The organism is Pedobacter terrestris (assembly GCF_052343045.1).
Taxonomy (GTDB): Bacteria; Bacteroidota; Bacteroidia; order Sphingobacteriales; family Sphingobacteriaceae; genus Pedobacter.
This window is the reverse complement of the sequence record NZ_CP180264.1, coordinates 1,706,439-1,731,898: the sequence shown is the minus strand read 5'-3', so window position 1 is coordinate 1,731,898 and position 25,460 is coordinate 1,706,439. Positions and strand designations below refer to the sequence as shown.

Genomic DNA, 25,460 nt, shown 5'->3' with positions numbered 1-25,460 from the left:
ATTTATAGTTCTAAAAATACTGTTTTCAGATTAGGAGATTGTACAGAAACAACAGATTTACCGGCATTAAGCTGAACACGAATCAACGCCCTTCCATTGTAAAGCTGAACTTTAGATGATCCCGAAGATGTTCCTTGATTTTCAATAAGTTTTCCATCTCCTGTTAAACCGAAATTCACCCAATTTATCGCATCCAAACATTGAACGCCCTGCGCATCAAAAAGCTTAACTTCTAAGGTGGCAACATTACCATCCTGACCTACTTTTTCCAACTCCATTTTGGCTGGCTTGCCCCATTTTTCAGTTTGATAAATGAAATGAATTTCATCTGTTACGGTAATTTTACCTTTTTTGGCAACTACCTTTATTTTATTCTCTCCTTTAACAAATGGAAGGTTCCAATGCAAACCTGCAGCAGGAAAATCCTGACTATCGCGTTTTCTGGTTCCGAAGCTTTTTCCATTTAAAAAGATTTCTGCTTCGGTGCAGTTTGAATAGACTTTTAACAGCTTTTCTTCTCCTTCATTGCCCCAGCGTACGGGCCAGCTGTGCCCGTAAATGTGCGCCATTGGCTTCACCGACCAATACGATTGAAAAACATAGTAAGATTCTTTTTTAGTAAAATCACGTTCAAGAACTCCTTTCTGATTTACATAAGGCACAGGATTTTCGGGCCGCAACGGCGTAGAAAAATCCTTGAACGGCCAATATGCCGTTCCACTTAACCACGGCATAGTTTCTTGTTCTTTTAAATGCCATTCGATTAGATTGGTCACATAAGTTTCACTCCAATCGCCGTCTTTTGAAATCCGGGCAGCACCGCCCGTCAGTGCAGCGTCTCCGGCACGTTCATCGGCACCATTCCCGCTTTTGATCAGCGAGACGGCTTTATCCGGATTTTCCGAATGGCGCAGCGCATGGCTGTCTCCGCCCCATTCTACATGTAAAAACCGTTTCACCTTTGCAAATTCCTGCTCGGTTACTTGTTTATAATCGGTATAATTTCCACGATACCAGCCCGCCCAAATAGACGGAGAATATACATCTACAATATCACTGCAAAAATCACATCGGCGTATGGCCGTATATCGCGAAGCATCCAATTTATGCGAAAGATCATTCAGTGTTTTCATATAGGTGCGGATTTTTTCCTTATCAAATTCGGCAAAATCGCCCGGCCAGTCGTTTTCATTTCCCATTCCCCAAATAATAATGGAAGGATGATTGTAATGCTGTTCAATCATATTGGTGAGCATTCTTTTGCCTTGCGACTGATAGACTTCGCCACCCAGACCGCCTCTGCACCAGGGAATTTCTTCCCAAACTAAAATCCCAAGACTATCGCAAAGATTGAGCACGGTACGCGACTGCTGATAATGACCCAAACGGATAAAGTTTACACCCATATCTTTCATCATTTTCATTTCCTGCCGTGTCATTGCATCGGTCATTGCGGCTCCAACACCCGCGTGATCTTCATGGCGATGTGTTCCGCGTAAAAGCAAACGTTCTCCATTAAGTTTAAACGGACCTTTTTCTACAAACTCTATGTGCCGGAAACCAATTTTTTCTTCTGATATAAAGGAATCTGCACCGGCTTTAATTTCGCAAAGCACGCGATATTGTTGCGGCTGATCGGTACTCCATAACATCGGTTTAGAAATTTTTAATCCTCCGAGATCAATATCACCAGCCAATGTGTTCAATTGTTTTTGCAGGTGATGCACACGTTTTCCCTTAGGATCAAAAACCTGAATATCAACCTGAGCTTGTGTCAGGTTTTTGGGATTATATAAACGAAGTTTAAGCGGAATTAAACCCATTTTTCCCGATGCATCAACCTCCGCTTTTGCAAAAAATTTATCTACAGACAGTTCTGGCGTATACAGAAGATTGAGGTAACGATAAATTCCACCGTAAACATTAAAATCAGACATGGAAGACGGCATCATCTCCAGATCGCGTGAATTATCCGTACGGATGGATATCGGAATATTTCCTTTAAATTGTTTCTGGTAAACCGCAGTTTTTTTAAACGCCTCAACAGCTTCAGTCAAATCTGCCGTCCATTCGTCATAACCGCCAACATGCGTCGCAACTTTGGTGGTATACACATATACATCAGTTTTCTGTCCGGCACCTTCAAAATGCAATATCGTACGTCCGTTTTTATACGGATTTTCCAATTTAATTTGTGTTCTGTACCAGGCGGGGCCCTGATAATAATTTACTGATGCATCTACAGCATCCTCTGCATTTACACAATGTGGCAGGGCAATTTTTTGCCAGATTGGAACACTCTCCGGACTTCCCTCTGCCGCCGGGCGAATAGCTTCCCAAATCCCGCCGAGATCTGACTTCAGAAACTCCCAGTTTTGATTTAAACGCTGTGATTGCTGCCCATAAGACGAGCTGTTTTGGAACAGTAAGCAAAAAAACACGATGTATAAACAATATTTTAGCATGCGATAGGTTTAAAATTATAAAAAGGCAAACTGCGGTAACTCAAAAAGACTCTATTCAGTACTTGAGCTTTTCTTCGGCTGTAATTGGCATTGTTCATTTTATTATATTCTTCTTTGTCAGTATACTTTTCTCAACTGAATGGCATTAAGTACAGGTTTACCTGCAATTGCCTTGAAGACTACAGAAATGCCTTGCCCTTTTTGCACGCTAATCCGGGTTATTTTTTTAACTGCCGTTGCGTAGCCAAAATCAGATGCCAGGTTAATTTTCTGCATAAAAAGTTTTCCATTTATCCAGACATCAAAAATCCGTTGTTCCTCCTGCTCTTTTTTATGATTGTTGTCCAGGTTATAAGCAAGTGCCTCTTTGTTTTCTCCACCAACAAGCTCTGCAAAATGCAGGCTAAGGTCATATTCGCCATCAGCCACATCAAACCTGAATTCATCAATACCGACTTGCTGCGTTTGATAAACCGGATCATCATCGCTACCCAAAATATTTTTATCGCTTCCGTAAGTGATTCGGTTATTGGTGCCTTTGTAAGGCGCACCACCAATAAAACCCCAGGAGCCTTTTCGATATTTCTGAGCAGGAAGCCAGGTTTGGTGCAAGTTTCTATTGATATAAAATCGATCTGAACCAAGCAAAACATTTATATCTGTAAAAGAAATTTCTTTATCGCTAAACCTATTGGGCTGTACCTGAAATTGAATATTTGCTTCATCCGAAAGTGAATCTGATACTGCGCGAAGATGGTTTGTTCCATTTATAAAAGGAACTTCCCATTCGCAAATATGATCGTTCGCTTTTTTTACGCCCAAACTTTTCCCGTTTAAAAACAATTCTGCTTCGGGAAGATTTGTAGCCACCTGAATCTTTTGTGTGCTGAAAATTGAGGCAGAATCTGCTATGCCGGTACGTTCATTCCAACTTGCCGAAGTAATTTTAAGGGATTTTTGTGCGTTGAGATAAGCCTGATAAAGATAGTATGTGTCTTTTGCTTCGCGCCCGATGCTAAGCAAACCTTTATTATTGATATGTGGCATCGTTTCTTCGCGGGTTTCCGAGTTAAAATCAGCCAGATTCCAGGCCATTCCGCCTGCTACAAATGGCCTGCTCAGCATGGAATTCAAATACACCTGATGAAATTTAATTGCATACTCTATACTTTTATCAAAACGGATTGGATTTAACGAACGGATACGCGGATCGGCATCTGCTCCATATTCGGTAACCATAAATGGTGTTTGCGGCAATTCTTTGTGGTGACGATCTAAAAATTTACCAAAGTCTTCTGGCACACCAGAATACCAGCCAGAATATAAATTCCAGCCCACAATCATTGGGATTTTTGTAAGTCCGGCTTTGTTATATAAATCCCACGCGCCATGATTCACCAACAAAGTATACCTGGACGGATCGAGTTTTCGCGTTAAAGAATCCAGCTTTTCAGCTAAAACTCTGACATTATTAATGTAAACTTGCTGTCGCGGTTTATCATTTCCAAACTTCATACGAAGTAAAATTTCGTTCATATACGCCCAGATAATTACGCTTGGATGGTTAAAATTTTGCTGAATCATTTCCGTTTGCATCGCCAGGCAATTGTTTGTAAATGCGGCAGATTCTGTGATGGTGTTTACAACAGGAATTTCGACGGAGGTCAGAATCCCCAAACGATCACACGCTTCCAGAATTAAAGGATCTTGCGGATAATGCGCAACACGCAAAAAATTACCGCCCATCGCCTTTAACAATTCTATATCTCTAATTTGCAAGGCATCTGGAACGGCGTTTCCGAGGTTTTCATAATCTTGATGCCGGCTCGCGCCCATCAGTTTTAATGGTTTACCGTTTAGAAAAAAACCTTTATCGGCATCAAACTTATAATATCTAAAACCCAAGGGATTGGATACCTGATCCAAAACCTGCCCAATTGTTGGATTAATAATTTCGGTAACTACCCGATATAAATATGGATTTCCCGGCGACCACAATCTTGGTGTCTGCAGTGTTTTAAACGATTGTTCAAAAGATTTTCGCTCGCCACCGGCCAACTGAAAAGCGTTGCTTTGTACCGCAATTTGTTTACCTGCAGCATCATAAATTGTAGACCGAATTTGAAGTTTTGTTTTGGTGATGCCAGAATTGCGCAAAAAAACTTTAACCAATGCACTTGCCCTTTCATCAGAAACCTGTGGAGTAGAAATAAAAACACCATTGCTTCCATTTTCTTCTTGCGAAAAATGAATTGCATTTGTACTTAAAAGCGTTACATTTCTGTATATGCCGCCAAAAAAAGTAAAATCGGCAGTTAGCGGAGGGATGTTTTCGTTAAAACGGTTGTTTGCACGAACTTCAATCTCGTCGTTTTTAAAGTTGAGGTATTGCCGAATCGGAACTATAAAACGGGTATAACTACCGACATGTTTACCCGCAAAAATTCCGTTGATCAAAATTTCGGCTTCCTGCGCTACACCATTAAAAATCAAAAAGAATGCTTTATCACTTTCTGACGAATCAATATGTAGTTTGCGGCGATAAATACCTGATCCGCGGTAATATCCAGCTGCATCATCAAGAACGTCTTTATCATTCCATGTATGCGGGATATTAACGTTTCGGCTTTGTTCATTGCCTTGCCGAAAAGTCCATTGATCATTCAGGCTGATGTTTTTACGCGAAACATCTTGCGCAGAAGCTGTTGCCACGAAAACACATTGTAGCAGCAAAAACAAAAACGATTTCGATTTTAACATTTGGTTAGTTTTACAGTATTGTTTGGTATTGCAGCGGGCGATACAACATGTATTGCCCGCTGTTTTGCGAAATGCAGCTCATTCAACATTTCACGGTTATTTTCTTTACGGGTTATATAGTCATTAGACTATTTATATTTTGCCTGCATTTTATCATAATAGTCTTTAAGGACAAAAAATGCTTTTTTCTTTTCTCCGCCTTCGCTGATCAGGCCTTTACGGTTCCAGAAATTCTGATAAACAGGATGTTGCCTTCTTGGTGAACGGAAATCTGCAAGAATCCAGGGTGTCATCCCGCGTAGCGCACCAATTTTACTTAACAGCGTAATTTGGTTTTTATACAAACTTTCCTGGTATTCTTCGCTCCAACGTGTATTTTCATCCGCATGAAAACCTGCAAGTGCATCTCCGCCAAACTCGGTGATGATTACGGGTTTTTTGTATTTAATATCAAAATTGTATTTCGTTATCTCTGATGGATTTCCGCCCCAATACCAGCCTGCGTATTCGTTAAAACTCACCAGGTCAATTTTATCGCCGAGCGGATCATTTAAAATGATCGTATTTCCATCGCGATGAACTTCTAATGCTGCAGCTACCAATCTGGTATCGTCTAAAGTTCTCGCGGTTTCGGCAAGATTGCTCATAAAACTGAAACGTGCATCACTCAATGGAGTTTCATTTCCGATAGACCAAACCACAACACTTGCGCGGTTTTTATCCCGTACAATTAAGTCTGTCAATTGCTGTTTTGCATTTGCATAAGTAGATGGATTGGTCCAGCTGATGGTCCAGTATACCGGAACTTCTGCCCACACGAGTAAACCCATTTCGTCGGCCAATCGGATCATTTCTTCATTGTGCGGGTAATGTGCCAAACGAACATAATTACAATTCAGATCTTTTGCCCATTGCAGCATCATACGCATATCTGCAGAAGATCTCAATCGCCCTGCGAGTAAAGGATTTTCATCATGAAGTGAAATCCCCCTCAGAAAAACAGATTTGCCGTTTAATAAAATGCTGTCTCCATCTGCCTGAATGGTACGAAAACCAATTTTATCGTCGATACTTTCTTTACCAGTTTTTATGTTTACAGCGTATAGTTTTGGATTTTCCGGCGACCATAATGAAAGGTTGTTCCAGATAAACTCGTCGCTCACTTTACCTTCAGAATCTGTTTTGTATTTACGTTCCAGCTTCAGTTCAGGAATGCTCAATGTAATCTCCTGCCCTGCAGTGGCATCGGCTAGTTTTGCCGTAAAACTCAATCTGCTTGCATTGCCTTTGAGCAACTGAAGCTTGTAATCTGCTATGAAATGATCCGGAAATTCTGCCAGGAAAACATCACGGGTAATTCCGCCATAATTCCACCAGTCTGTGTTTACTGTAGGGATTTCATCTGGCTTACGTATGTTATCTACTTTCAATACCAAGCTATTGTCGCCAACTTTCAGCTTGTCTGTAACCTCAAACTGAAAAGGCGTGAAACCACCTTTATGTATGCCGAGTTTCTTACCATTGAGATATACATGGGCTTCGTAGTTTACGGCTCCGAAATATACGTAGTAACGTTTTCCTTTTTCTGGTTTGGCATCAAATCTTTTGCGTAACCAAACATTGCCTTCATATAGTTCAAGTTTTTCAGATTGCGAATTCCAATCGCCCGGGACGTTCATTTGTGGCGAACGTTCAAAATCGTATTCAATTAATTCACTCTTATCTTTCGCGCTTTTGTCGTCAAAATACCCACCGGTTCCAGATTTTGACTGATCAAAAGGCTCGTGTCGATAATCGTAAAATCCATTTTCATAGGGGTCTACAATATAATTCCATTTTCCATTTAAACTCTGAATTTTCCGCCCTTGAATGTTTTGTATGCCTGTAACCTGTGCGTAAGCAACTGAGGAAAAGAGCATCAGAAAAATTGGGAGTAATGTTTTATAGGATGATTTAAGCATAATTGGTATTTTAATTTTATTAATTGATCGTTTCAAAACTAACAATTAATTAAGGGACGGTGTTTCCTTTTGTTTCTTAAAATCGAAGCAAAGGTTCTTTTTCTGCGTGTGCGCTCCTGTTATCCTTTTTTTTTACGGCTTTGAATTACGACTTGATATGCAGATAAACCGGTGGCAATTAAAACTTTGGTTTAGGATTTTGGCGAATGCATTTACTTGTAGATAAATTTTCATATGGATATACTGGTTAGGGTGATTAGGCACCGGCGAAATTAGAAAAGCGAAGTACAAAAACAGCTTTAAGCAAGCATAAAACCACTTGAATCAGTTTTCGTTTACGTTTCAAACGTTTGAAATAATTGTATTTTTTTTCTTATCTATGCAATGGAGATTGGAAATGATGACGCACAACACACCTGTTACCCTAAAATTTCTGGCCGAAAAGTTAAAGATGTCGGTATCTACCGTATCAAAAGCTTTAAATAACTATCCAACCATTAATGAATACACAAAAAAACGTGTTCAGGAAATGGCCAGGGAGTTGCATTTTACGCCAAATAAATCTGCCATTAACTTAAAAGAAAAACGTTCGCGGATTATCGGCGTAATTCTACCAAACCTGTTAGATCATTTTTTTACGCGCAGCATCTATGGAATAGAGCAATTTGCAACGCAGAATGGCTACAATGTGATCATCAGCCAAACGCAGGAAGATTTTGAAAAGGAAGTTCAATCGGCCAACATGTTGTTGCGTAGTCGCGTAGATGGTTTAATCGTCGCCATCTCCAAAAACACGCAGAATTTTGATCACCTCGATCAGTTCGAAAATATTGGTGTTCCGGTGATTTACTACACACGCAATCCAAGTTTTAACCTCAATTGCCATAAGGTTCTGGGCAATACTTTCCAGGGATGTTATCAGGCAACAAAATTTCTTATTGATCGCGGCCATACAAAAATTGCCTACCTGGGCGGGCCAAAAATGATCAATTTTACGCATGAGCGTTTTAACGGTTACATCAACGCACTGAATGATAATGGCGTTTCATTTAATGCAGAACTGGTTGCATATACAGATTTTGACCGTGAAAATACCATAACAGCAATTAAAAAACTTTTCTCTGATGAGACGCACATGCCAACTGCTTTAGTCGCCTTTAAAGAGCCGATTTTGTTTGATGCCATCAAATATCTTCGATCCATACAACATCCAAATTTTAGTACTATAGAATGTATTGGATTTGGAAATACTGCATTCATTACTTACCTGGATACGCCTCCAATTGCATCAATAGAAGAAAATCCGGAACTGGTTGGTGAAAGTGCCATCAAACTTTTAATGCAGTTGATCAACAAAGATGTTGCTATACAGGATTACAAAAAAATAATGGTCGATTGTAAACTGGTGGTGCATTAATTAAAAGAAACCGATTTACTGGCGCCTAGCTGGCGTTGCTTTTGCGTATACATATAGAATGCGATAATAAGTAAACCCACAATTCCTTCAAAAGCCACAACGATTTGTGTTCCGAATTGATTCGCCAGATACCCCATCAGTAAACTGCCCACTGGTAATACCCCTTGATATGCCATAATATAATAACTCAGCGTTCGTCCGCGCATTTCATCATCTGCATGGGTTTGCAGATATGTATTAATGGATGATGTTTGTGCCATTAATCCAAGTGCAGCCAAACCGGTACTAAATAAGGCTAGAATGAGAGAGGGCGATATCGCGAGTGCAATGACGGAAACAGCCAGCAATAAACCGGAAATTACCGTAACTTTTGGCAAGTTACTACCAGCTTTTAAAGTAGCCATATAAAAAGCTCCGAAAAATGCACCAAAACCCGCAGCACTTTCAAACCAGCTGAAAGTAGTTGCATTTCCGCTAAAGATATCTTTAGCAAAAACCGGAAGCAAGGTTGTAAAAGGGATAACGACCAAACTGGATGCACCAAGCATTAAAATCATTGACGCCAGATCTGGTGAGGATTTTAAATACTGATACCCTTTTTTTAAATCGACCCAAATATTGTCATTGGATTTTTGATGGGGCACAATTTTAATTTTCATCACCAGCAAACACCCCAAAACTGCAATAAAACTTAGAAAGTTTAAGATAAAACAAATATCCTCACCCAGTGTACTTAAAATTACACCTGCAATGGCCGGGCCAACCAAACGCGCTACATTGAAAACGGATGAGTTTAATGCAATTGCGTTAGGCAAATCTTCTTTGTCTTCTACCAGATTAACCATTAATGATTGCCTTGCGGTAACTTCAAAAGAGTTGACCAACCCTTGTACTAAAGATAAAGCGGCAATCCAATAAATATCGTAATATTTAAACCAGATCATTAAAGCCAATGACCCGGCTTGCAACATCAAAATGACTTGCGCAATGATCAGAATTTTGTATTTGTTGTGCCTGTCTACATAACTCCCTGCATAAGGTGCAAGCACCAATGATGGGATTAAGCTTAAAAAAGTAATTAATCCAAGTAGAAAGGTAGAACCGGTTAAACGATACACCAACCAACTTACTGCAACGCGTTGCATCCACGTGCCCACAAGTGAAATTGCCTGGCCTGTAATAAAAAGTCTGTAATTGTAGTGTTTTAGTGATCGAAAAATGCTCATGAATAATTAGTAAAGTAACTTTACAAAAGTACAAAACCAAAACATGCGAGTCAAGAGTAAAACCAATCATTTTTATCATTTAATCATCAAAAAATACGAATGTTTATAGGTATGGATTTGGAACATTAGACAAATACACATTATATTTGTAAAGTTAATTTACCAAAAATGCCAACCGAAATTCAAGAGCTCGCTGCTCAGATTAGAAGAACTGTTACCAGATTGACCCGCGAATTGCGGAAGCAAAACGTGAGCTCCGAATTTAACAATGCCGAGCTGCTTACCATGTCGTTATTGGAACAGCACGGCCAAATGCTTTCTACCGAACTCGCAGACCTGGAACGGGTTTCCAAACAAGCCATTTCGCAAGTCATCAACCGTTTGGTTGAAGCTAAATGTGTCATTCGTTTGCCGAGTAGTGATGATAAGCGTAAAATCTATATCAGACTGACCAAACTCGGCGAAAAACATCTTGTAGCAACGCGTAAAATAAAAGAAGAATGGCTTAGTCAATCTCTTGAAAAACTATTTTCTGCGGAAGAAATGAACTTAATTAAAGCCTTTCTTCCATTACTCGGTCGACTTGTAGAACACAATGGAAACAAGGAAATGTAATTAGGAAACGAGATGTAAGATATTAATGTTTCGAAAGATGAAATACAGTACAAGTTAAGCGCAGGTATTATTACCCCACACATTTATTATTTTGAATTTTAATCTTTACAAATCTGATATCTTCCGCCTTACTCCCGCTTTCGCATAAAATGTGGATAAATCTCAGGCTGAACACCAGCAGATTAACCGTAACTTGCGCAATTCAATGAGTTTACATTTTTCTTCACTTAATTCTGGAAGCAACGGCAATTGTTATTATATCGGAAACGATGACGAAGCTGTGTTGGTAGATGTTGGTTTATCTTGCCGCGAGGTAGAAAAACGCTTATCAAGATCTGGCTTGGATTTGCAAAAAATTAAAGCTGTTTTTATCAGTCATGAACACAGCGACCACATTAAGGGCCTTCCCGTTTTTGCTAAAAAGCACAATATCCCGGTATACATTAGCAACCCGACTAAACTAAGCGGAAAACTTTTGCTTAATGATCTCCTCACATTTAATATTGCACACCAGGAAGAAATTCTGGTTGGTAATTTAAAAGTCTCCGCTTTTTCTAAATCCCACGACGCTGCAGATCCGTATAGCTTTACCATTGAATACAACGATTTTTGTGTCGGCGTTTTTACCGATATTGGTGTGGTATGTGAAAACCTGATTTTCCATTTCAAAAAGTGCCATGCCGCATTTTTAGAATCTAATTACGATACAGATATGCTTGAAAAAGGTAGTTATCCCTACTTCCTGAAACGGAGGATTACCGGCGGAAAAGGTCACCTGAGTAATGCAGAAGCATTAAAGTTATTTGTAGAACATCGCCCCAATCACATGAGCCATCTTTTGCTTAGTCACTTATCTAAAGACAATAATGAACCAGAACTGGTAGAAACACTATTCAAATCTGTTTGCGACGATGTTTTAATAAAAGTTGCTTCTCGATATACAGAAAGTGATGTGTTTTTCCTTGGTGAGTTAAACACAAACCTAAGAAAAACACAGCTTGATCTTTTTGCTTCTTGATATAAATCTGTAATTTTTAAATATTTAACTTCAAAAATTAGAGCACCATTTCCGGAATTTCACCTTCAACGATGAGTTTTCCGGCTGTAGATTGCTGAATAAATTCTATGCTAACGCCCGGTGCGCGTTCCAATAATTTAAAACCACCTTCTGGCAATACATCTAGTACGGCAAGTTCGGTTACAATACGTTTTACACATTTTACGCCAGTCAATGGCAAAGTACATGCTGGCAGAAGTTTGCTTTCTCCTGCTTTATTGATGTGCTGCATGGCTACAATAATATTTTTAGCAGATGCTACAAGATCCATTGCTCCGCCCATTCCTTTTACCATTTTACCTGGAATTTTCCAGTTTGCGATGTCTCCATTTTCAGAAACTTCCATCGCACCAAGTATGGTTAAATCAACTTTTTGCGCCCGGATCATTCCAAAACTCATCGCCGAATCAAAAATTGCAGAACCTGGCAATGTGGTAATAGTTTGTTTACCCGCATTAATTAAATCTGCATCTTCCTCTCCTTCGAAAGGGAAAGGCCCCATGCCCAACAATCCATTTTCAGATTGTAAAACAACATCAATTCCTTCAGGAATATAGTTTGCCACGAGTGTGGGAATACCGATTCCGAGGTTAACATAAAATCCGTCTTGTATTTCTCTCGCAATTCTCTTCGCGATTTCTTCTTTTGAAAATGTCATTATTGAATGAATAAATTTGAATGAATGCTGCCCATAAATAAACTCATGAGTCAGTAATCAATGCGTTACTGAACAAATAAACCGCTGAACGAGTAGACAAATGAATAAGTGAACAAATGAACTATTTTACCTTCCTGACCGTCCTTTGCTCAATCCGCTTTTCATAGTTACTGCCTTTAAAAATACGGTGTACATAGATGCCTGGTGTATGGATAAAATCCGGATCTAATTCTCCAGGCTCAACCAGTTCCTCAACTTCGGCGATCGTGATTTTTCCGGCCATTGCCATTATCGGATTAAAATTCCGGCTTGTTGCACGAAAGACCAGATTGCCTGCTGTATCGCCTTTCCAGGCTTTAACAATCGCAAATTCCGCATCAAAAGCATATTCCATTAAATAATCCTTTCCATCAAAATTACGCACTTCTTTACCTTCAGCAACTTCTGTTCCCACACCAGCTGGTGTAAATATTGCCGGCATTCCATAACCAGCCGCCAAACAACGCGTGGCTAAAGTTCCTTGCGGTATCAACTCAACTTCCAGCTCTCCACTCAGCAGCTGACGTTCAAATTCTGCATTTTCTCCCACGTATGAGGATATCATTTTTTTCACCTGATGTTGTTTAAGCATCAGTCCAATGCCAAAATCATCTACACCTGCATTATTGGAAATGCACGTCAGCTTCTTAACATTTTTCTTTACGAGTGCTTCAATACAATTTTCGGGTATGCCACACAATCCAAATCCGCCGAGCATCAAAGTTGCTCCGTCTGTGATATCCTGTATGGCCGCTTCGGCTCCTGATACTACTTTGTTCATCTTATATTGGTTAGGCATCTAAAATACAAATTGATCTGACAAAAAAAGCATCACTTTATTCAAATCTTTTAGGAATAAAATAAGATTGGAATTATTCTAAATAACTTTTATCTTTGTGCAGCAATGATTTACGAGAGAGACGACAAAACATTATTCCTGCCTACTGATCCTGAATTTCAAAAAGGTCTTGGACAACTTTTCAGTTGTAGTGCTGAATTTAAAAAGTGCTGCGAAAAATACAAAAAAGGTAAACGTTGTAAAAAATGCCCCGGCAGCAAGAAATAATTCCTTTCAAAAAACTATAAATATTGTTTAAACCTGCTGGGTTTAATCTATTTATACAATTCAATAATTTTATCGTCACTTCCATTACTGGTACAAATGTAGATTTTGCCTTCAGGCGATTGACATACCGCACGTAATCTGCCAAAAGTACTCACATAAAAATCTTTTGTTTCTGCAATTTTAGATTGTGTATCATCCAGTTTTAGTTGCATCAATTTAGAATCTTTAAGCACGGCCAATAAAAGCGAATTTCTAAATTGTGGGATATAGTCTGAATTATAGTAGGTCATTCCGCTGGGCGCAATAGTTGGTGTCCAATTTATTAGCGGCTCTACCACACTATTTGCAGAGCAAAAAGGCGTTTCTGTACTTTCATTACATAAACCTTTTACGTTAGGCCAGCCGTAATTCTTTCCTTTTTCAATCACGTTGATCTCATCATCTGAATCCGGACCATGCTCTGAAGAAAACAATTTTGCACCAACCATAGCCAGGCCCTGCGCATTGCGGTGACCGATAGACCAAACCGGATTATTGGGGAAGGGATTGTCTGCAGGAATACTTCCGTCGAGGTTAATTCTCAGAATTTTCCCGGCTAATGAATTGGGGTTTTGTGGTAAACTCTGATCAGATGCATCGCCGGTTGTGATAAACAGTTTATCACCACTGATCAACAATCTGGAGCCGTTATGAATGGAAGCTGCCGGAATCTGATCAAGCAGTATTTGTGGACTTCCCAACGCTCCGGCCGAATAGGTATACCGAACCACCTTCGCTTTGTAGGTTGTGCCATAATCGTATACGACATAAACAAAGGGATTGGCACTAAAATTTGGATGTAAAACCATCCCCAATAAACCGCCTTCGCCATTTACGCGAACTTCGGATATGGTTAATAAGGGAGTTACCGCTCCAGTTGAAGGATTTAACCGACTAATTTTACCAGTTTTTTCTGTAAACCAGATGAATTGATCCGGCCCATAAACAATCTCCCACGGAAGCGTTAAACCGGATGCAAGAACTTTAGTTTTGATTTCAACATCTGGAAGATCTGTTCCATCACCAGTGTCATTTTTTTTACAGTTTGTAGCCAGCAGCACCACAAAAAGACAAAGTAGGATGTTTTTCATATGAATAGGGTTTCATAAACAACAACACTAAGGCTTTCAGGGTTTTAACTGAAGACATATTTTTAATTCTGTTTTTATGAGCACTTTGTCGTTCCTGCTTTGCTACTAAACAGATTGCTTCACGCCCTTACGCAAACGCGCCGTTCCGTTCGCAATGATGGCTTTTATAAGTACTTCGTCATTGCGAGGAGGAACGAGGAAGCAATCTTTCCTGTTTTGCTCCTAACAGATTGCTTCGTTCCTTCACGCAAACCGTGCGCCGGTTCGCAATGACGGTTTTTATGAGCTTCTAATTCAAATACACATAGGTTATGCCATCGCCGCCACGATCGGCGTGTTCATCTTCCATCCTGCTTACCTGACTATATTTGCGCAAATATTCGCGAACCATTTTCCTTAAAATTCCATCTCCTTTTCCGTGGATAATTTTTATCGAAGGAAAGCCTAACATTAAAGCTTTGTCTAGATATTTTTCCACTTCAAAAAGCGCATCTTCTGTTCGTTTTCCGCGAAGATCAAGTTCTGCCCGGAAATTGGAAACAGCGTCATTCATCCGCCCTGCGAAGGAATTATTGCCTTGAATTACCTTTTTTGCCTGTTTATTACTGATTTTGGTTACCCGATTTTTTTTAACTGTAGATCTCAGATCGCCCATAGCCAAAATCAGCTCGTTCCGGTTTATTTCCAAAACCTGTGCTGTAGTATCGCTATCATTAAACTTTACCCAATCACCAACTTCTATCTCGCCGCCAATAATTACCGGCGCAGGCTTAGGCTTTTCTTTCGGAATGTGATGTTTAACCAGCTCCTTTTCAAGATTTTGCCTTAAAACTTTAGTCGCTTCCTTATCTGCCTGCTTCTCTTTAATTTCTGCAATTGTATTTTCTACCAGTTTGTTGGCACTTTTAATAATATTCTGAGCTTCCTGTTTGGCTTCTTTAATCAGTATTTTTTTATTTTCTTCCAGATAAAGCTTTAGCTTTTCATTTTCGGCGAGTAGATTTTTAGCTTTATTTTGCTGGTTGGCTAAACTTACTTTTGTATCATAAATGGTTTTTTTCTCTCGCTCAAGATCCACCAGCAAACTATCCATCCGGTTTTGATTTGAACCTGTTTTCTCCTTAGCCAACGCGATTACCTCTTTTGGTAATCCGATATTTTGGGCAATTTCGAAAGCATAAGAACTGCCGGGTTTACCCATTTCAAGAATATACAGAGGCTTCATCTTTGCGTTATCAAATAACATTGAAGCATTTTCCAATCCTGCCGTATTTCCGGCAAAAAGTTTAAGGTTAGAATAGTGAGTGGTAATTACGCCACGTACTTTTTTGTTGTTTAAAACTTCCAGAACGGCTTCTGCCATTGGTCCGCCAAATTGCGGATCTGTTCCAGTCCCGAACTCATCAATCAAAACCATTGTTTTTGGAGAAGCATGCTCTACAAAAAAACGCATTTTTGTGAGATGCGCACTATACGTACTTAAATCACTTTCAATGGACTGATCATCGCCGATATCGGCAAAAATATTTTCAAATATACCAACCTGACTATTCGGATCTACCGGGATCAATAATCCAGACTGCAACATGATTTGCAACAAACCTACGGTTTTCATACATACCGATTTTCCTCCGGCATTGGGCCCCGAAACCAAGACAACACGCGTTTCATGATCAATGTGAATGTTTAAAGGTGTTACCGTTTTATGCTCTGCTGCAAAAGATAAAAACAATAAAGGATGGCGCGCATTAATCAGTTTGGTTTTCGATTCTTTGAGTAAACCCGGCATTTCTGCTTCTACTTCTATGGCGAACATTGATTTCGCCCGAACGAAATCCAGCTTGGTTAAAAAACCATGGTAGGAAAGCAATAAAGGAGAAAATGGGCGCAATTCATCCGTCAGTGCTATTAATATTTTGATAATTTCCCTGCGTTTATCGAACTCTAAATCGCGCAGTTTATTGTTCAGTGTAAAAACCTCTTCAGGTTCTATATAAACGGTTTGGCCTGTAGCAGATTCATCGTGCACAAAACCTTTCAACTTACGTTTATTTTCTGCCAAAACCGGAATACACATTCGGCCGTCACGCACGGTTAAACTTCCATCTGCCACCCAGTTATTGGCAATGGCTTGTTTATAAATGGAATCCATGCGTTTACGAACATCTTGCTCTGTTTTGGAAATGTCTGCAGTAATGGCTTGCAATTCGCGCGATGCATTGGGTTTAATTTTTCCTTTCGGATCAATAACCAGCTCAATTTTTCTCAGAATATTTTTCTCAATCGGGAGATGCTCAAAAAGTGCTTCAAGCGTTGGATAAACTTCTGCACGTTCTTCAAAAAATCTGAGTACAGAAAATACGGTTTGAAGAGAAGTGTATACCTGAAACCATTCTTCTTCTTGCAAATAGGTACCTTCTACTCTGATTTTATCAATCAGTGATTTGATATCAAAAAAAGTGTTGATTTGCAGCGGTTCCTGATTTTGAATAATACTTTTAAATTCGTGGGTTTGCCTTAAAAATTTATCAATCTGATCAAACCGGCTCATGACTTGCATTTTCTGAACCATCGCCTGTCCCATGGGGCTTAGGCAATGTTTGGCAATAAGCTGTTTAACCTCAATAAATCCGAGGCGCTCCAAACAATTATCGGGATATAACATATTATTTTACTTCGGTAGGTGCAGTCTGCAAATCGGCTTTGGGCTTTGTTTGCTTTTTATTTGCCGGTGCTTCTGCTTTTTTTCGTTTTTTCACAGCGGCTTCCTCAAGTTTCTTTTGATTTGCAGCCTCTGCTTTCTCCATTAATTCTTTTTGTTTGTTGAACTTTTTCGACAGTCGGTCGTAAATGTCATTCAATGGTTCAGAATGCATATAATAGTAATCTAAACTGGTTTTGTACGTTGCAGAATCCGTTCCAAATTTTTTGTAAATGCCTTTATAATAGGCTGCTGCAACCTTTTTGGCAGAATCCGGCTCCAATATAGTAGATACATAACCATCAACAACATGCATATCGTATAAAATTCCTTCCATCTTATCGGGCTGAATGATTTCTTTAGGGATTTTTGGCTTACAGCCAAACATCAGAAACACTGCAAACACCAACAATACTACTCTTCTCATGCTCAATTAAAATATTATTTTTTGCCCAAATTGCGGCAAGGTTGTTAATTTTACCAAAAATAGTTATAAATGAGCATAGCTGATAATCTAAAACAATATAAAAGCGAAGTAGAAACAGACGGGGTAAAACTTATCGCAGTTTCAAAAACCCAACCTATTGAATCTGTTGTAGAAGCTTACGAAGCCGGACAACGTGTTTTTGGTGAAAATCTGGTTCAGGAAATGGTAGAAAAACACGAAAAACTACCAAAAGATATTGAATGGCATTTAATTGGTCATTTACAAAGCAATAAGGTAAAATACATTGCTCCTTTCGTAAGCATGATTCATGGCGTTGACAGCCTAAAACTTTTACAGGAGATTGACAAGCAAGCCGCTAAAAATAAAAGAATTATAGACTGTTTATTGCAGGTTTATATTGCAGATGAAGACACAAAATTTGGTTTGGGATTTGATGAAGTTGTAGAACTGCTGCGTGCTGATGAATTTGCTACGTTAAAAAACATCCGTATTGTTGGTTTAATGGGCATTGCCACAAACACCAAAAATGAGAAACAAATTGGCGTAGAGTTTAATGAACTCAAAGTTTTTTTTGATGGCATAAAAGTAAGTTTTTTCCGCAAAGACGAAGCTTTTAAAGAACTCTCTATGGGCATGAGTGCCGATTACAAAATTGCGATTGAAGAAGGCAGCACAATGGTTAGAATTGGAAGCAGCATTTTTGGAAAACGTGTAATTAAACATTTTAAGAACGACATTTCTGCTAATTAAATCCGCGCAATTACAAATGAATACAATTTTAAGAAAAGCCGTGGCCGATGATTGTCCGCGTATTTTAGAACTGATTAATGAACTTGCACTTTATGAACGTGTACCAGAAGAAGTGACCGTAAACCTGGATCATTTTATAGATGCCGGCTTTGGCAAACAACCCGTCTGGAATGCTTACGTTGCAGAAGTAGATGAAACGGTTGTCGGTTTCGCCTTATATTACACCAGATATTCTACCTGGAAAGGTTGTAGACTTTACCTTGAAGATTTCATTGTTACAGAAGCTTTTCGTGGCAAAGGAATTGGCAAAATTCTTTTCGAAAAAGTAATTGAAGAATCTAAAAATGGCAATTACAACGGAATGGTTTGGCAGGTTTTGGACTGGAACGAACCGGCGATTAATTTCTACAACAAATATAATGCAAACATGGAAAGTGGCTGGCTGAATGCCGGTTTATCTACCGAGCAAGTAAAGGCGTTTTAAAACATGGATATTTTTAAATTTGGTGGCGCATCTGTTAAAGATGCAGAGGGCGTAAAAAACATTGCCAATATTATTCGGGATTACAAAAAAGGTAACCTACTTATCGTGGTTTCTGCAATGGGCAAAATCACCAATAAACTGGAAGAATTGACCTTCGCCTTTCTAAACCAACAGGAAAATGCACATACAATATTTGACGAGGTAAAAAGGTTTCATTTTCAAATTATTGATGCACTTTTTGAAGGACAAAACAACCCGGTTTATAACGATGTTGCCAACAGCTTTGTAGAAATTGACTGGTTAATTGAAGATGAACCAGATAATGATGCAGATTATATTTACGATCAGATTGTATCTATCGGAGAAGTTGTTTCTACCAAAATTGTTGCCGCTTGGTTAAACCATGTAAACATTCAATCTCTTTGGGCAGATGCACGTAATTTCATCCAGACAGACAATACATATAAAGAAGGAAATGTAGATTGGGCAAAATCCGGACAAATTATCCAAAGAGATCTTGTTCCTTTATTGGCGCAAAATGTAATTGTTACGCAGGGTTTTATTGGCGGAACAAGTGAAAATTACACCACAACTTTAGGGCGAGAAGGTTCTGATTATTCTGCGGCTATATTTGCTTCTTGTTTAGATGCTGCTGCTGTAACCATTTGGAAAGACGTTCCGGGCGTATTGAATGCCGATCCGAAATGGTTTGATCAAACCGAGATGCTTGCACAACTCTCCTATCACGATGCCATCGAGCTAACGTATTATGGTGCAACGGTAATACACCCGAAAACCATTAAACCGCTCCAAAACAAAGGCATTCCGTTGTTTGTACGTTCTTTTTTGCAACCAGCTGGCACGGGCACGGCCATCACAAAAGACAGTAATCCGCTACCTGTTGCCTCCTTTATTTTCAAGATAAACCAAGCATTAATTTCGATTTTCCCCAAAGATTATTCTTTTATTATTGAAGAAAATCTGAGTAATATTTTCGAGCTTTTCCATAAACACCGTATTAAAATTAATACGATGCTGAACTCAGCCATTAGTTTTTCTGTTAGTGTAGATGATCATCCAAACCAGATTGAAAACCTGATTCAGGACTTATCGACAGAATTTAATGTTAAATACAATACCGGCTTAGAATTGGTTACAATTAGATATTACAATCAGGAAACTATTGATCGGGTAACGGTGTCAAAAGAAATTTTACTTGAAGTGAAGAGCAGACACACCTGCCAAATGGTGATGAAAAACAAACCAAACCTTTAAGCCGCAAACGCGTAACGACATAAAATGAATAAAAATCTTTTGGCCAAAGTTGTACAAGACTATATATGCGCAAATATTCATGCAGATATTAATCAAATTGCTTTGGCCAAAAGCCCTTTTGAACAGGTGAGTCCGGCCGAATTGGCTACACAACTGCTCTCTAAAAAAAAATCAGAGAAAAAGCTGCCAACCTGGTTCAACACAGAAAATATTTATTATCCGCAAACGCTTTCCATCGAGCAAACATCTTCAGAAAGTACCGCACGTTATAAAAGTACGCTGGCTAGAGGCGAATCTTTGATTGACTTAACCGGCGGATTTGGGGTAGACAGTTTCTATTTCTCAAAAAGGATAAAATCTGTGTTACATTGCGAGATTAATGCAGCGCTTTCTGAAATTGCCGCATATAACGCCAAAATATTGCAAGCATGCGAGCTTGAATTTTACAGTGGCGACGGACTTGATTATCTTTTGCGCGGACACAAGACTTTCGATACCATTTATATTGATCCCGCAAGGAGATCGGAAAAAGGAAAAGTCTTTATGCTTAAAGATTGTACCCCCAACGTAGTGGAAAATTTGGATTTTCTTTGCGCCTCTGCTGCTCGAATTTTGATAAAAACCGCGCCACTGCTTGATATTAAACTGGGTTTAAGCGAATTGAAAAATGTTAGTGAGATTCATATTGTCAGCGTAAAGAATGAATGCAAAGAATTGCTTTGGGTTATCGATCGCGATTATAACGGGCCAGTAAAAATTAAAGCAGTAACACTAAACGATATTGAAAAAACTTTTGAATTTATTCTGGATGATGAATCGGCAGAACCCACCTGGACGAACGATTTGTTGCCGGGACAGTTTTTATATGAGCCAGATGCCGCTTTACTAAAATCTGGCGGCTTTAATTGGATTGCCGAACGCTTTGCTTTACAAAAGTTGCATCCACAAACCCATTTGTATACATCGGCGAATGTACAAGTAGACTTTCCCGGCAGGATTTTCGAAATTGAAGATGTATATTTTGGTGCAGCACTTAAAAAAGCGCGCAACTTACGCGGAAATGTAATTGTGAGAAATTATCCTGCAAAACCAGAAGAACTGGTAAAAAAGCATAAAATAGAATCCAGTAAAGAAGAATTTTTAATTTTTTCAAAGCGTTACTCTGGCGAGCATGTAGCTGTAAGGGCCAAAATTCTTCAGCACTATTAATCTACTTCGCGAGCAGAAATTAAACATTTGAATATCGCGAACATGCGATCCAAGAAAAAAGCCTCTCATTTCTGAAAGGCTTTGTAATTCTTTTTGTCGGTTAAACTTTTTTAACGTTTACAGCCTGAAGACCTTTTCTGCCTTCCGCCACTTCAAATTCTACAGAATCATTTTCCTTTAAGGTATCAATTCCGCCAATAACATCTTTAAAGTGTACAAATAAGTCTTTATTGTCTTCTTGTACAATAAATCCAAAGCCTTTCTGAGTGTTAAACCATTTAACTGTTCCGGTTGCCATAAAAAAATAAAAAATATATAAAAAAAATAAACTATCTGCGCTTTGATCAGTAGTTAATTAAACCAGCCGAACATTTTTTACGAATAAACAACCAGAATAAAGCGTTAACATTGAAACAAAACTACCAAATATAATAATTTAAGAAGACAACACAACCAATTTTTGGGTGTTTATCAAGAAAGTTATAAAACTTTTAAAATTATTTATTCGGTTGTGGAGTGGTTCTCAAATAAGGTTTAATTTCTTTATGTCCTTTAGGAAATTTCGCAGGAATATCTTCTGTTTTTATGCTATTTACAACAATAACATCCTGTCCGTCCTGCCAATCTGCTGGAGTTGCTACGCTATAATTTGCCGTAAGTTGTAAGGAATCAATTACCCTCAATACTTCATTAAAATTACGGCCGGTAGATGCTGGATACGTTATCGTAAGTTTAACTTTTTTATCTGGGCTGATCACAAAAAGTGAACGCACAGTAAGTGTTTCTGATGCATTGGGATGAATCATATCATACAAATTCGCGACAGTTTTATCCGGATCTGCGATTATGGGAAACTCTACAGAAGTGTTCTGTGTTTCATTAATGTCATTAATCCAACCTTTATGAGATTCTGCAGAATCTACACTCAAAGCCAAAACCTTAACATTTCTTTTTTCAAATTCACTTTTTAATGCAGCCGTACGGCCAAGTTCTGTTGTACAAACAGGAGTGTAATCTGCCGGATGTGAAAATAGAACACCCCAGCTGTCACCTAAATATTCATAAAAATCTATGTGGCCGATTGAGGTATCGGCTTGGAAATTTGGAGCGATATCGCCTAGTCTTATACTCATGATATTAATTTTTTTAATGTTGATACTAACAAATCTAAACAATACTATAGTAAATACATAGATTTAATATTGATTTTAGACAATCAGATTATAAACAAAAAAACCTAAAAGCATTTGCTTTCAGGTTTCAAGAATATTAATTTGTTTGGGAGGGTTTTAATTGTACACTTTGATCATGAAAACATAATCTTGCAGTTTTTCTATTTGTTTTGTCCGTTTCATTCCGGTTAAAACACTGCGTTTATTTGCCGAAAGTTTATTGTTTCCTAAAGAATCTTGAGGGATTGCGCGCATTGCTTCCAAAATATATTTCGATTTAATCGCGAACGCTGCACCTTCTGTCTGATCTGGTTTTCCGCTGATAATACCAATTAAATTACCGTTGTTATCAAGCACAGGCCCACCGCTATTTCCGGGATTAACCGAAATTGCAACCTGATATTGTGTGGTGTCACCTACAAAACCATTTTTAGAACTTACGTATCCTTCGCCCAATACAGCGTCGTCTTTCGGATAACCCAGTGTATACACGGTTTCGCCGATACTGCTGGTATTGCGTTTTATAGTATATGGAATTGAAGATAAATTGATAAAGTTTTTATCACTGATTTTTAAAATCGCAATATCATTCTGCGGATCTGTATAAATAGATTTCACTTTGAAAGATTCTCCCTTGCTGTTCTGCACATATAAAGAATCTGCTCCGTTAACAACATGCAGATTGGTTAATATATATCCGTTTGTAGAGATGGCAAAACCAGTACCACCATAACTGTTCTGAACAGCAGGTTTATCGGCAGTAGGCGGTGTATTGTTAATTTTGCGAATCAGGCTGTTTTGCGTTTTAATCGCATTATTTACCTGATTACTTAATCTTCTGTAGTGCTCTTCTTGTTTACTATTGTGTTGTATCGAGAAAACGGAAACAACAGAAAGAACAACAAATGATGCAGCAACTGCTACAGCTGATCTGTATTTTCTCCACAATTGAATCACTTTTGAAGGATGAGGACCAACTTCATTCGCCAGACTTTCTACATCAATCTCAGCATGGATCAATTCCAGCTGGTCTTTTAAACGCGATTGTGCTGCAAATTCTGACATTGATTCTAAGAAAAATTTGTGCGAAACCACTTTATGGTCTACTGTGGCATCATTGAGGCGCAACTGCTCAAAAGCAGCAACTTCTTCTGCATTCAGCTTACCTAAAAGGTAATCTTCAATAATTGCATCTAACTCCAAATCGTTTCTCATTTCAATAACTATGGTTGAAAAAATATTTTCTTTAACCTTTGCAGGCACTTGTATTTTTGCGTTTTTGCATTATCGGCGTTCGTATAACCGAATTTTTCACAAATATCCTGCATCGATAAATCGTGGATATAAAAATCCTGAATAATGGTTTTACAAGGTTCGCCCAGATGATCAAGTGCCGATTGCATTTTTACAAAAGCCGCATCTTTTTCTTCATGGTCCTGTACATCTTCATCCACCACCAGTACATCTTCGTAATCACTGATGTTACCGGTTTTTTTGCTGTTCTGAGCCAACTTTTTCAACCAAATTCTCCGCGAAACGGAATAGATATAGGTTTTAAGTTTTGCACTCAGTTCAAAATCACCTTGCTTAACCTTATTATATAGTACAATGATTGCTTCCTGGTAAACGTCTTTTGCATCATCTTCATCCCCGCTATTATTGAGAATAAATTGCAAAACCATCGGAAAATAACCTTTGTAAAGCTTGCTAAGCGTATCTTCGGCATTGTTTAATATACCTAAGATAACCTCTCTATCTGTTGGAACTGAACTCTTTAAACTGTTATTCACTAGTTAATACATTTTTCGTAAAATAGTAACCCAATATTAGAAAAAAATATTTAGAGCTGCTACAACTCTTTAATACAACAACCATAGAATGGTGACCTCAAAAGCCATTAAAAATAAATTTTATTTTTTTCTTCAAATAATGGGTTACCTTTTTACCTTTGCGGCATTAATCGTAAATTAATTTATAAAAAATTTCAAAATGAAAAATGCATTCAAATTAGGCTTTTTAGCTTTAGCTTTATCTTTATCAGTTGTTGCTTGTAACTCAGAAAAAAAAGCTGAAGGTACTGACACAACTTTAACTGATTCTTCTGCAATCGTTACTGACACTACTGCAGTTGATACTTCAGTTGTTGATTCTACAGTTAAAGATACTGCTGTAAAAACTACAACTACTACAACTGAAGTTAAACACTAGTCTAACTTTACCTATAATAAAAATGGCCTTGAAGTGATTCAAGGCCATTTTTATTTATTTTTAATTTTTTCGGGTTACCTTTTGTACAATCCGGTATTAAGGATGTAAATTAATTAATTACTAAAAACAAAAATCCCATTACAATGAAAAATGCATTCAAATTAGGCTTCTTAGCTTTAGCTTTATCTTTATCAGTTGTTGCTTGTAACTCAGAAAAAAAAGCTGAAGGTACTGACACAACTTTAACTGATTCTTCTGCAATCGTTACTGATACTACTGCTGTTGATACTACTGTTGCTGATTCTACAGTTAAAGATACCGCTGTAAAAACTACAACTACTACAACTGAAGTTAAACACTAGTCTAACTTTACCTGATAAAAAAACGCTTAGAGATTTTCGAAGCGTTTTTTTTTGCGCTTTTGGGTTACCTTTTTCTTTTTACGGTATAAAGGTTAAAATAAATAAAACTTAAAATACATATCATTATGAAAAATGCATTCAAATTAGGCTTTTTAGCTTTGGCTTTATCTTTATCAGTAGCAGCTTGTTCTTCAGAATCTAAAGAAGGTGGCGCAGATACTACATTAACTGATTCTTCTACTATCATCACAGATACAACTGCAGTTGATACTACTGTTACAGATTCTACAGTAAAAGACACATCTGTTAAAGCAACAACAACTACAGAAGAGATTAAACACTAGTCTTTTTATACAAAATATCTGAAAACGGTTTTGATCTAAAGTCAAAACCGTTTTTTTATGCCATAAAAATTCATTTGACGGATAAAAATCATTATTTTGGTTTCAATTTTACA

At 38.3% G+C, this 25,460-nt stretch carries 23 protein-coding genes; 10 read left to right on the top strand and 13 right to left on the bottom strand.

Annotated elements, in window-relative coordinates:
• Positions 1-2: 2 nt before the first annotated feature.
• The 3 genes from ACJVDH_RS07440 to ACJVDH_RS07430 form a co-directional block, all read right to left on the bottom strand.
• On the bottom strand, positions 3-2,465 hold the full coding sequence (locus tag ACJVDH_RS07440; RefSeq protein WP_443946933.1) for a glycoside hydrolase family 2 TIM barrel-domain containing protein: 2,463 nt from the start codon (positions 2,463-2,465) through the stop codon (positions 3-5).
• A gap of 117 nt (positions 2,466-2,582) precedes the next feature.
• Entirely contained in the window at positions 2,583-5,225 is a 2,643-nt protein-coding gene (locus tag ACJVDH_RS07435; protein WP_443946932.1) for a glycoside hydrolase family 2 TIM barrel-domain containing protein, read from the bottom strand.
• A gap of 128 nt (positions 5,226-5,353) precedes the next feature.
• Positions 5,354-7,186: a glycoside hydrolase family 2 protein gene (locus tag ACJVDH_RS07430; protein ID WP_443946931.1), complete on the bottom strand. Its 1,833-nt coding sequence runs from the start codon at positions 7,184-7,186 to the stop codon at positions 5,354-5,356.
• A gap of 379 nt (positions 7,187-7,565) precedes the next feature.
• On the opposite strand from ACJVDH_RS07430, the gene ACJVDH_RS07425 reads away from it, so the two are divergent.
• A complete protein-coding gene (locus tag ACJVDH_RS07425; protein WP_443946930.1) occupies positions 7,566-8,603 on the top strand; it encodes a LacI family DNA-binding transcriptional regulator in 1,038 nt (345 codons plus the stop codon).
• Here the strand turns inward: ACJVDH_RS07425 and ACJVDH_RS07420 are convergent.
• Positions 8,600-9,829 carry an MFS transporter gene (locus ACJVDH_RS07420; protein ID WP_443946929.1) on the bottom strand — a complete coding sequence of 410 codons (1,230 nt, stop codon included), beginning with the start codon at positions 9,827-9,829 and terminating at the stop codon, positions 8,600-8,602. The genes ACJVDH_RS07425 and ACJVDH_RS07420 overlap by 4 nt on opposite strands.
• Before the next feature lie 168 nt (positions 9,830-9,997).
• On the opposite strand from ACJVDH_RS07420, the gene ACJVDH_RS07415 reads away from it, so the two are divergent.
• Both ACJVDH_RS07415 and ACJVDH_RS07410 read left to right on the top strand, forming a co-directional pair.
• On the top strand, positions 9,998-10,444 hold the full coding sequence (locus ACJVDH_RS07415; RefSeq protein WP_443946928.1) for a MarR family winged helix-turn-helix transcriptional regulator: 447 nt from the start codon (positions 9,998-10,000) through the stop codon (positions 10,442-10,444).
• 151 nt (positions 10,445-10,595) lie between these two features.
• The gene (locus tag ACJVDH_RS07410; RefSeq protein ID WP_443946927.1) at positions 10,596-11,462 is read left to right on the top strand and encodes an MBL fold metallo-hydrolase; all 867 of its coding nucleotides are present in this window, start codon (positions 10,596-10,598) and stop codon (positions 11,460-11,462) included.
• 37 nt (positions 11,463-11,499) lie between these two features.
• Here the strand turns inward: ACJVDH_RS07410 and ACJVDH_RS07405 are convergent, their stop codons facing one another.
• The 5 genes from ACJVDH_RS07405 to ACJVDH_RS07385 form a co-directional block, all read right to left on the bottom strand.
• Positions 11,500-12,159 carry a CoA transferase subunit B gene (locus ACJVDH_RS07405; protein ID WP_443946926.1) on the bottom strand — a complete coding sequence of 220 codons (660 nt, stop codon included), beginning with the start codon at positions 12,157-12,159 and terminating at the stop codon, positions 11,500-11,502.
• A 121-nt stretch (positions 12,160-12,280) separates the two neighbouring features.
• Positions 12,281-12,979: a CoA transferase subunit A gene (locus ACJVDH_RS07400; RefSeq protein WP_443946925.1), complete on the bottom strand. Its 699-nt coding sequence runs from the start codon at positions 12,977-12,979 to the stop codon at positions 12,281-12,283.
• 332 nt (positions 12,980-13,311) lie between these two features.
• Positions 13,312-14,394, bottom strand: coding sequence for a PQQ-dependent sugar dehydrogenase (locus ACJVDH_RS07395; RefSeq protein ID WP_443946924.1), 1,083 nt, complete (start codon positions 14,392-14,394; stop codon positions 13,312-13,314).
• Positions 14,395-14,683: 289 nt separating this feature from the next.
• A complete protein-coding gene (locus tag ACJVDH_RS07390) occupies positions 14,684-17,059 on the bottom strand; it encodes an endonuclease MutS2 (RefSeq protein WP_443946923.1) in 2,376 nt (791 codons plus the stop codon).
• Between the two features lies 1 nt (position 17,060).
• Positions 17,061-17,522 (bottom strand): DUF4296 domain-containing protein, encoded by a 462-nt coding sequence (locus ACJVDH_RS07385; RefSeq protein ID WP_443946922.1) that lies wholly within the window; start codon positions 17,520-17,522, stop codon positions 17,061-17,063.
• Positions 17,523-17,591: 69 nt separating this feature from the next.
• Here ACJVDH_RS07385 and ACJVDH_RS07380 point away from each other — a divergent pair, with 69 nt between their 5' ends.
• Genes ACJVDH_RS07380 through ACJVDH_RS07365 form a run of 4 tightly spaced genes read left to right on the top strand, consistent with a single transcriptional unit; the run spans position 17,592 to position 21,261 of the window.
• Positions 17,592-18,293, top strand: coding sequence for a YggS family pyridoxal phosphate-dependent enzyme (locus tag ACJVDH_RS07380; protein WP_443946921.1), 702 nt, complete (start codon positions 17,592-17,594; stop codon positions 18,291-18,293).
• Positions 18,294-18,309: 16 nt separating this feature from the next.
• Complete coding sequence (locus tag ACJVDH_RS07375; RefSeq protein WP_443946920.1) at positions 18,310-18,777, top strand: GNAT family N-acetyltransferase; 468 nt, start codon at positions 18,310-18,312, stop codon at positions 18,775-18,777.
• Between the two features lie 3 nt (positions 18,778-18,780).
• Positions 18,781-20,052, top strand: coding sequence for an aspartate kinase (locus tag ACJVDH_RS07370; RefSeq protein WP_443946919.1), 1,272 nt, complete (start codon positions 18,781-18,783; stop codon positions 20,050-20,052).
• 24 nt (positions 20,053-20,076) lie between these two features.
• On the top strand, positions 20,077-21,261 hold the full coding sequence (locus ACJVDH_RS07365) for a THUMP-like domain-containing protein (protein WP_443946918.1): 1,185 nt from the start codon (positions 20,077-20,079) through the stop codon (positions 21,259-21,261).
• A 100-nt stretch (positions 21,262-21,361) separates the two neighbouring features.
• Here ACJVDH_RS07365 and ACJVDH_RS07360 read toward each other — a convergent pair whose 3' ends face one another.
• From ACJVDH_RS07360 to ACJVDH_RS07345, 4 genes are all read right to left on the bottom strand, one after another.
• Entirely contained in the window at positions 21,362-21,559 is a 198-nt protein-coding gene (locus tag ACJVDH_RS07360) for a cold-shock protein (RefSeq protein WP_443946917.1), read from the bottom strand.
• A 199-nt stretch (positions 21,560-21,758) separates the two neighbouring features.
• Positions 21,759-22,394 (bottom strand): peroxiredoxin, encoded by a 636-nt coding sequence (locus tag ACJVDH_RS07355; RefSeq protein WP_443946916.1) that lies wholly within the window; start codon positions 22,392-22,394, stop codon positions 21,759-21,761.
• 156 nt (positions 22,395-22,550) lie between these two features.
• A complete protein-coding gene (locus ACJVDH_RS07350) occupies positions 22,551-23,648 on the bottom strand; it encodes a S1C family serine protease (protein WP_443946915.1) in 1,098 nt (365 codons plus the stop codon).
• 8 nt (positions 23,649-23,656) lie between these two features.
• Positions 23,657-24,223, bottom strand: coding sequence for an RNA polymerase sigma factor (locus ACJVDH_RS07345; RefSeq protein WP_443946914.1), 567 nt, complete (start codon positions 24,221-24,223; stop codon positions 23,657-23,659).
• Between the two features lie 199 nt (positions 24,224-24,422).
• On the opposite strand from ACJVDH_RS07345, the gene ACJVDH_RS07340 reads away from it, so the two are divergent.
• From ACJVDH_RS07340 to ACJVDH_RS07330, 3 genes are all read left to right on the top strand, one after another.
• The gene (locus ACJVDH_RS07340; RefSeq protein ID WP_443946913.1) at positions 24,423-24,641 is read left to right on the top strand and encodes a hypothetical protein; all 219 of its coding nucleotides are present in this window, start codon (positions 24,423-24,425) and stop codon (positions 24,639-24,641) included.
• Between the two features lie 143 nt (positions 24,642-24,784).
• The gene (locus tag ACJVDH_RS07335; RefSeq protein ID WP_443946912.1) at positions 24,785-25,003 is read left to right on the top strand and encodes a hypothetical protein; all 219 of its coding nucleotides are present in this window, start codon (positions 24,785-24,787) and stop codon (positions 25,001-25,003) included.
• Positions 25,004-25,128: 125 nt separating this feature from the next.
• The gene (locus ACJVDH_RS07330) at positions 25,129-25,347 is read left to right on the top strand and encodes a hypothetical protein (RefSeq protein ID WP_443946911.1); all 219 of its coding nucleotides are present in this window, start codon (positions 25,129-25,131) and stop codon (positions 25,345-25,347) included.
• Positions 25,348-25,460 lie beyond the last annotated feature (113 nt).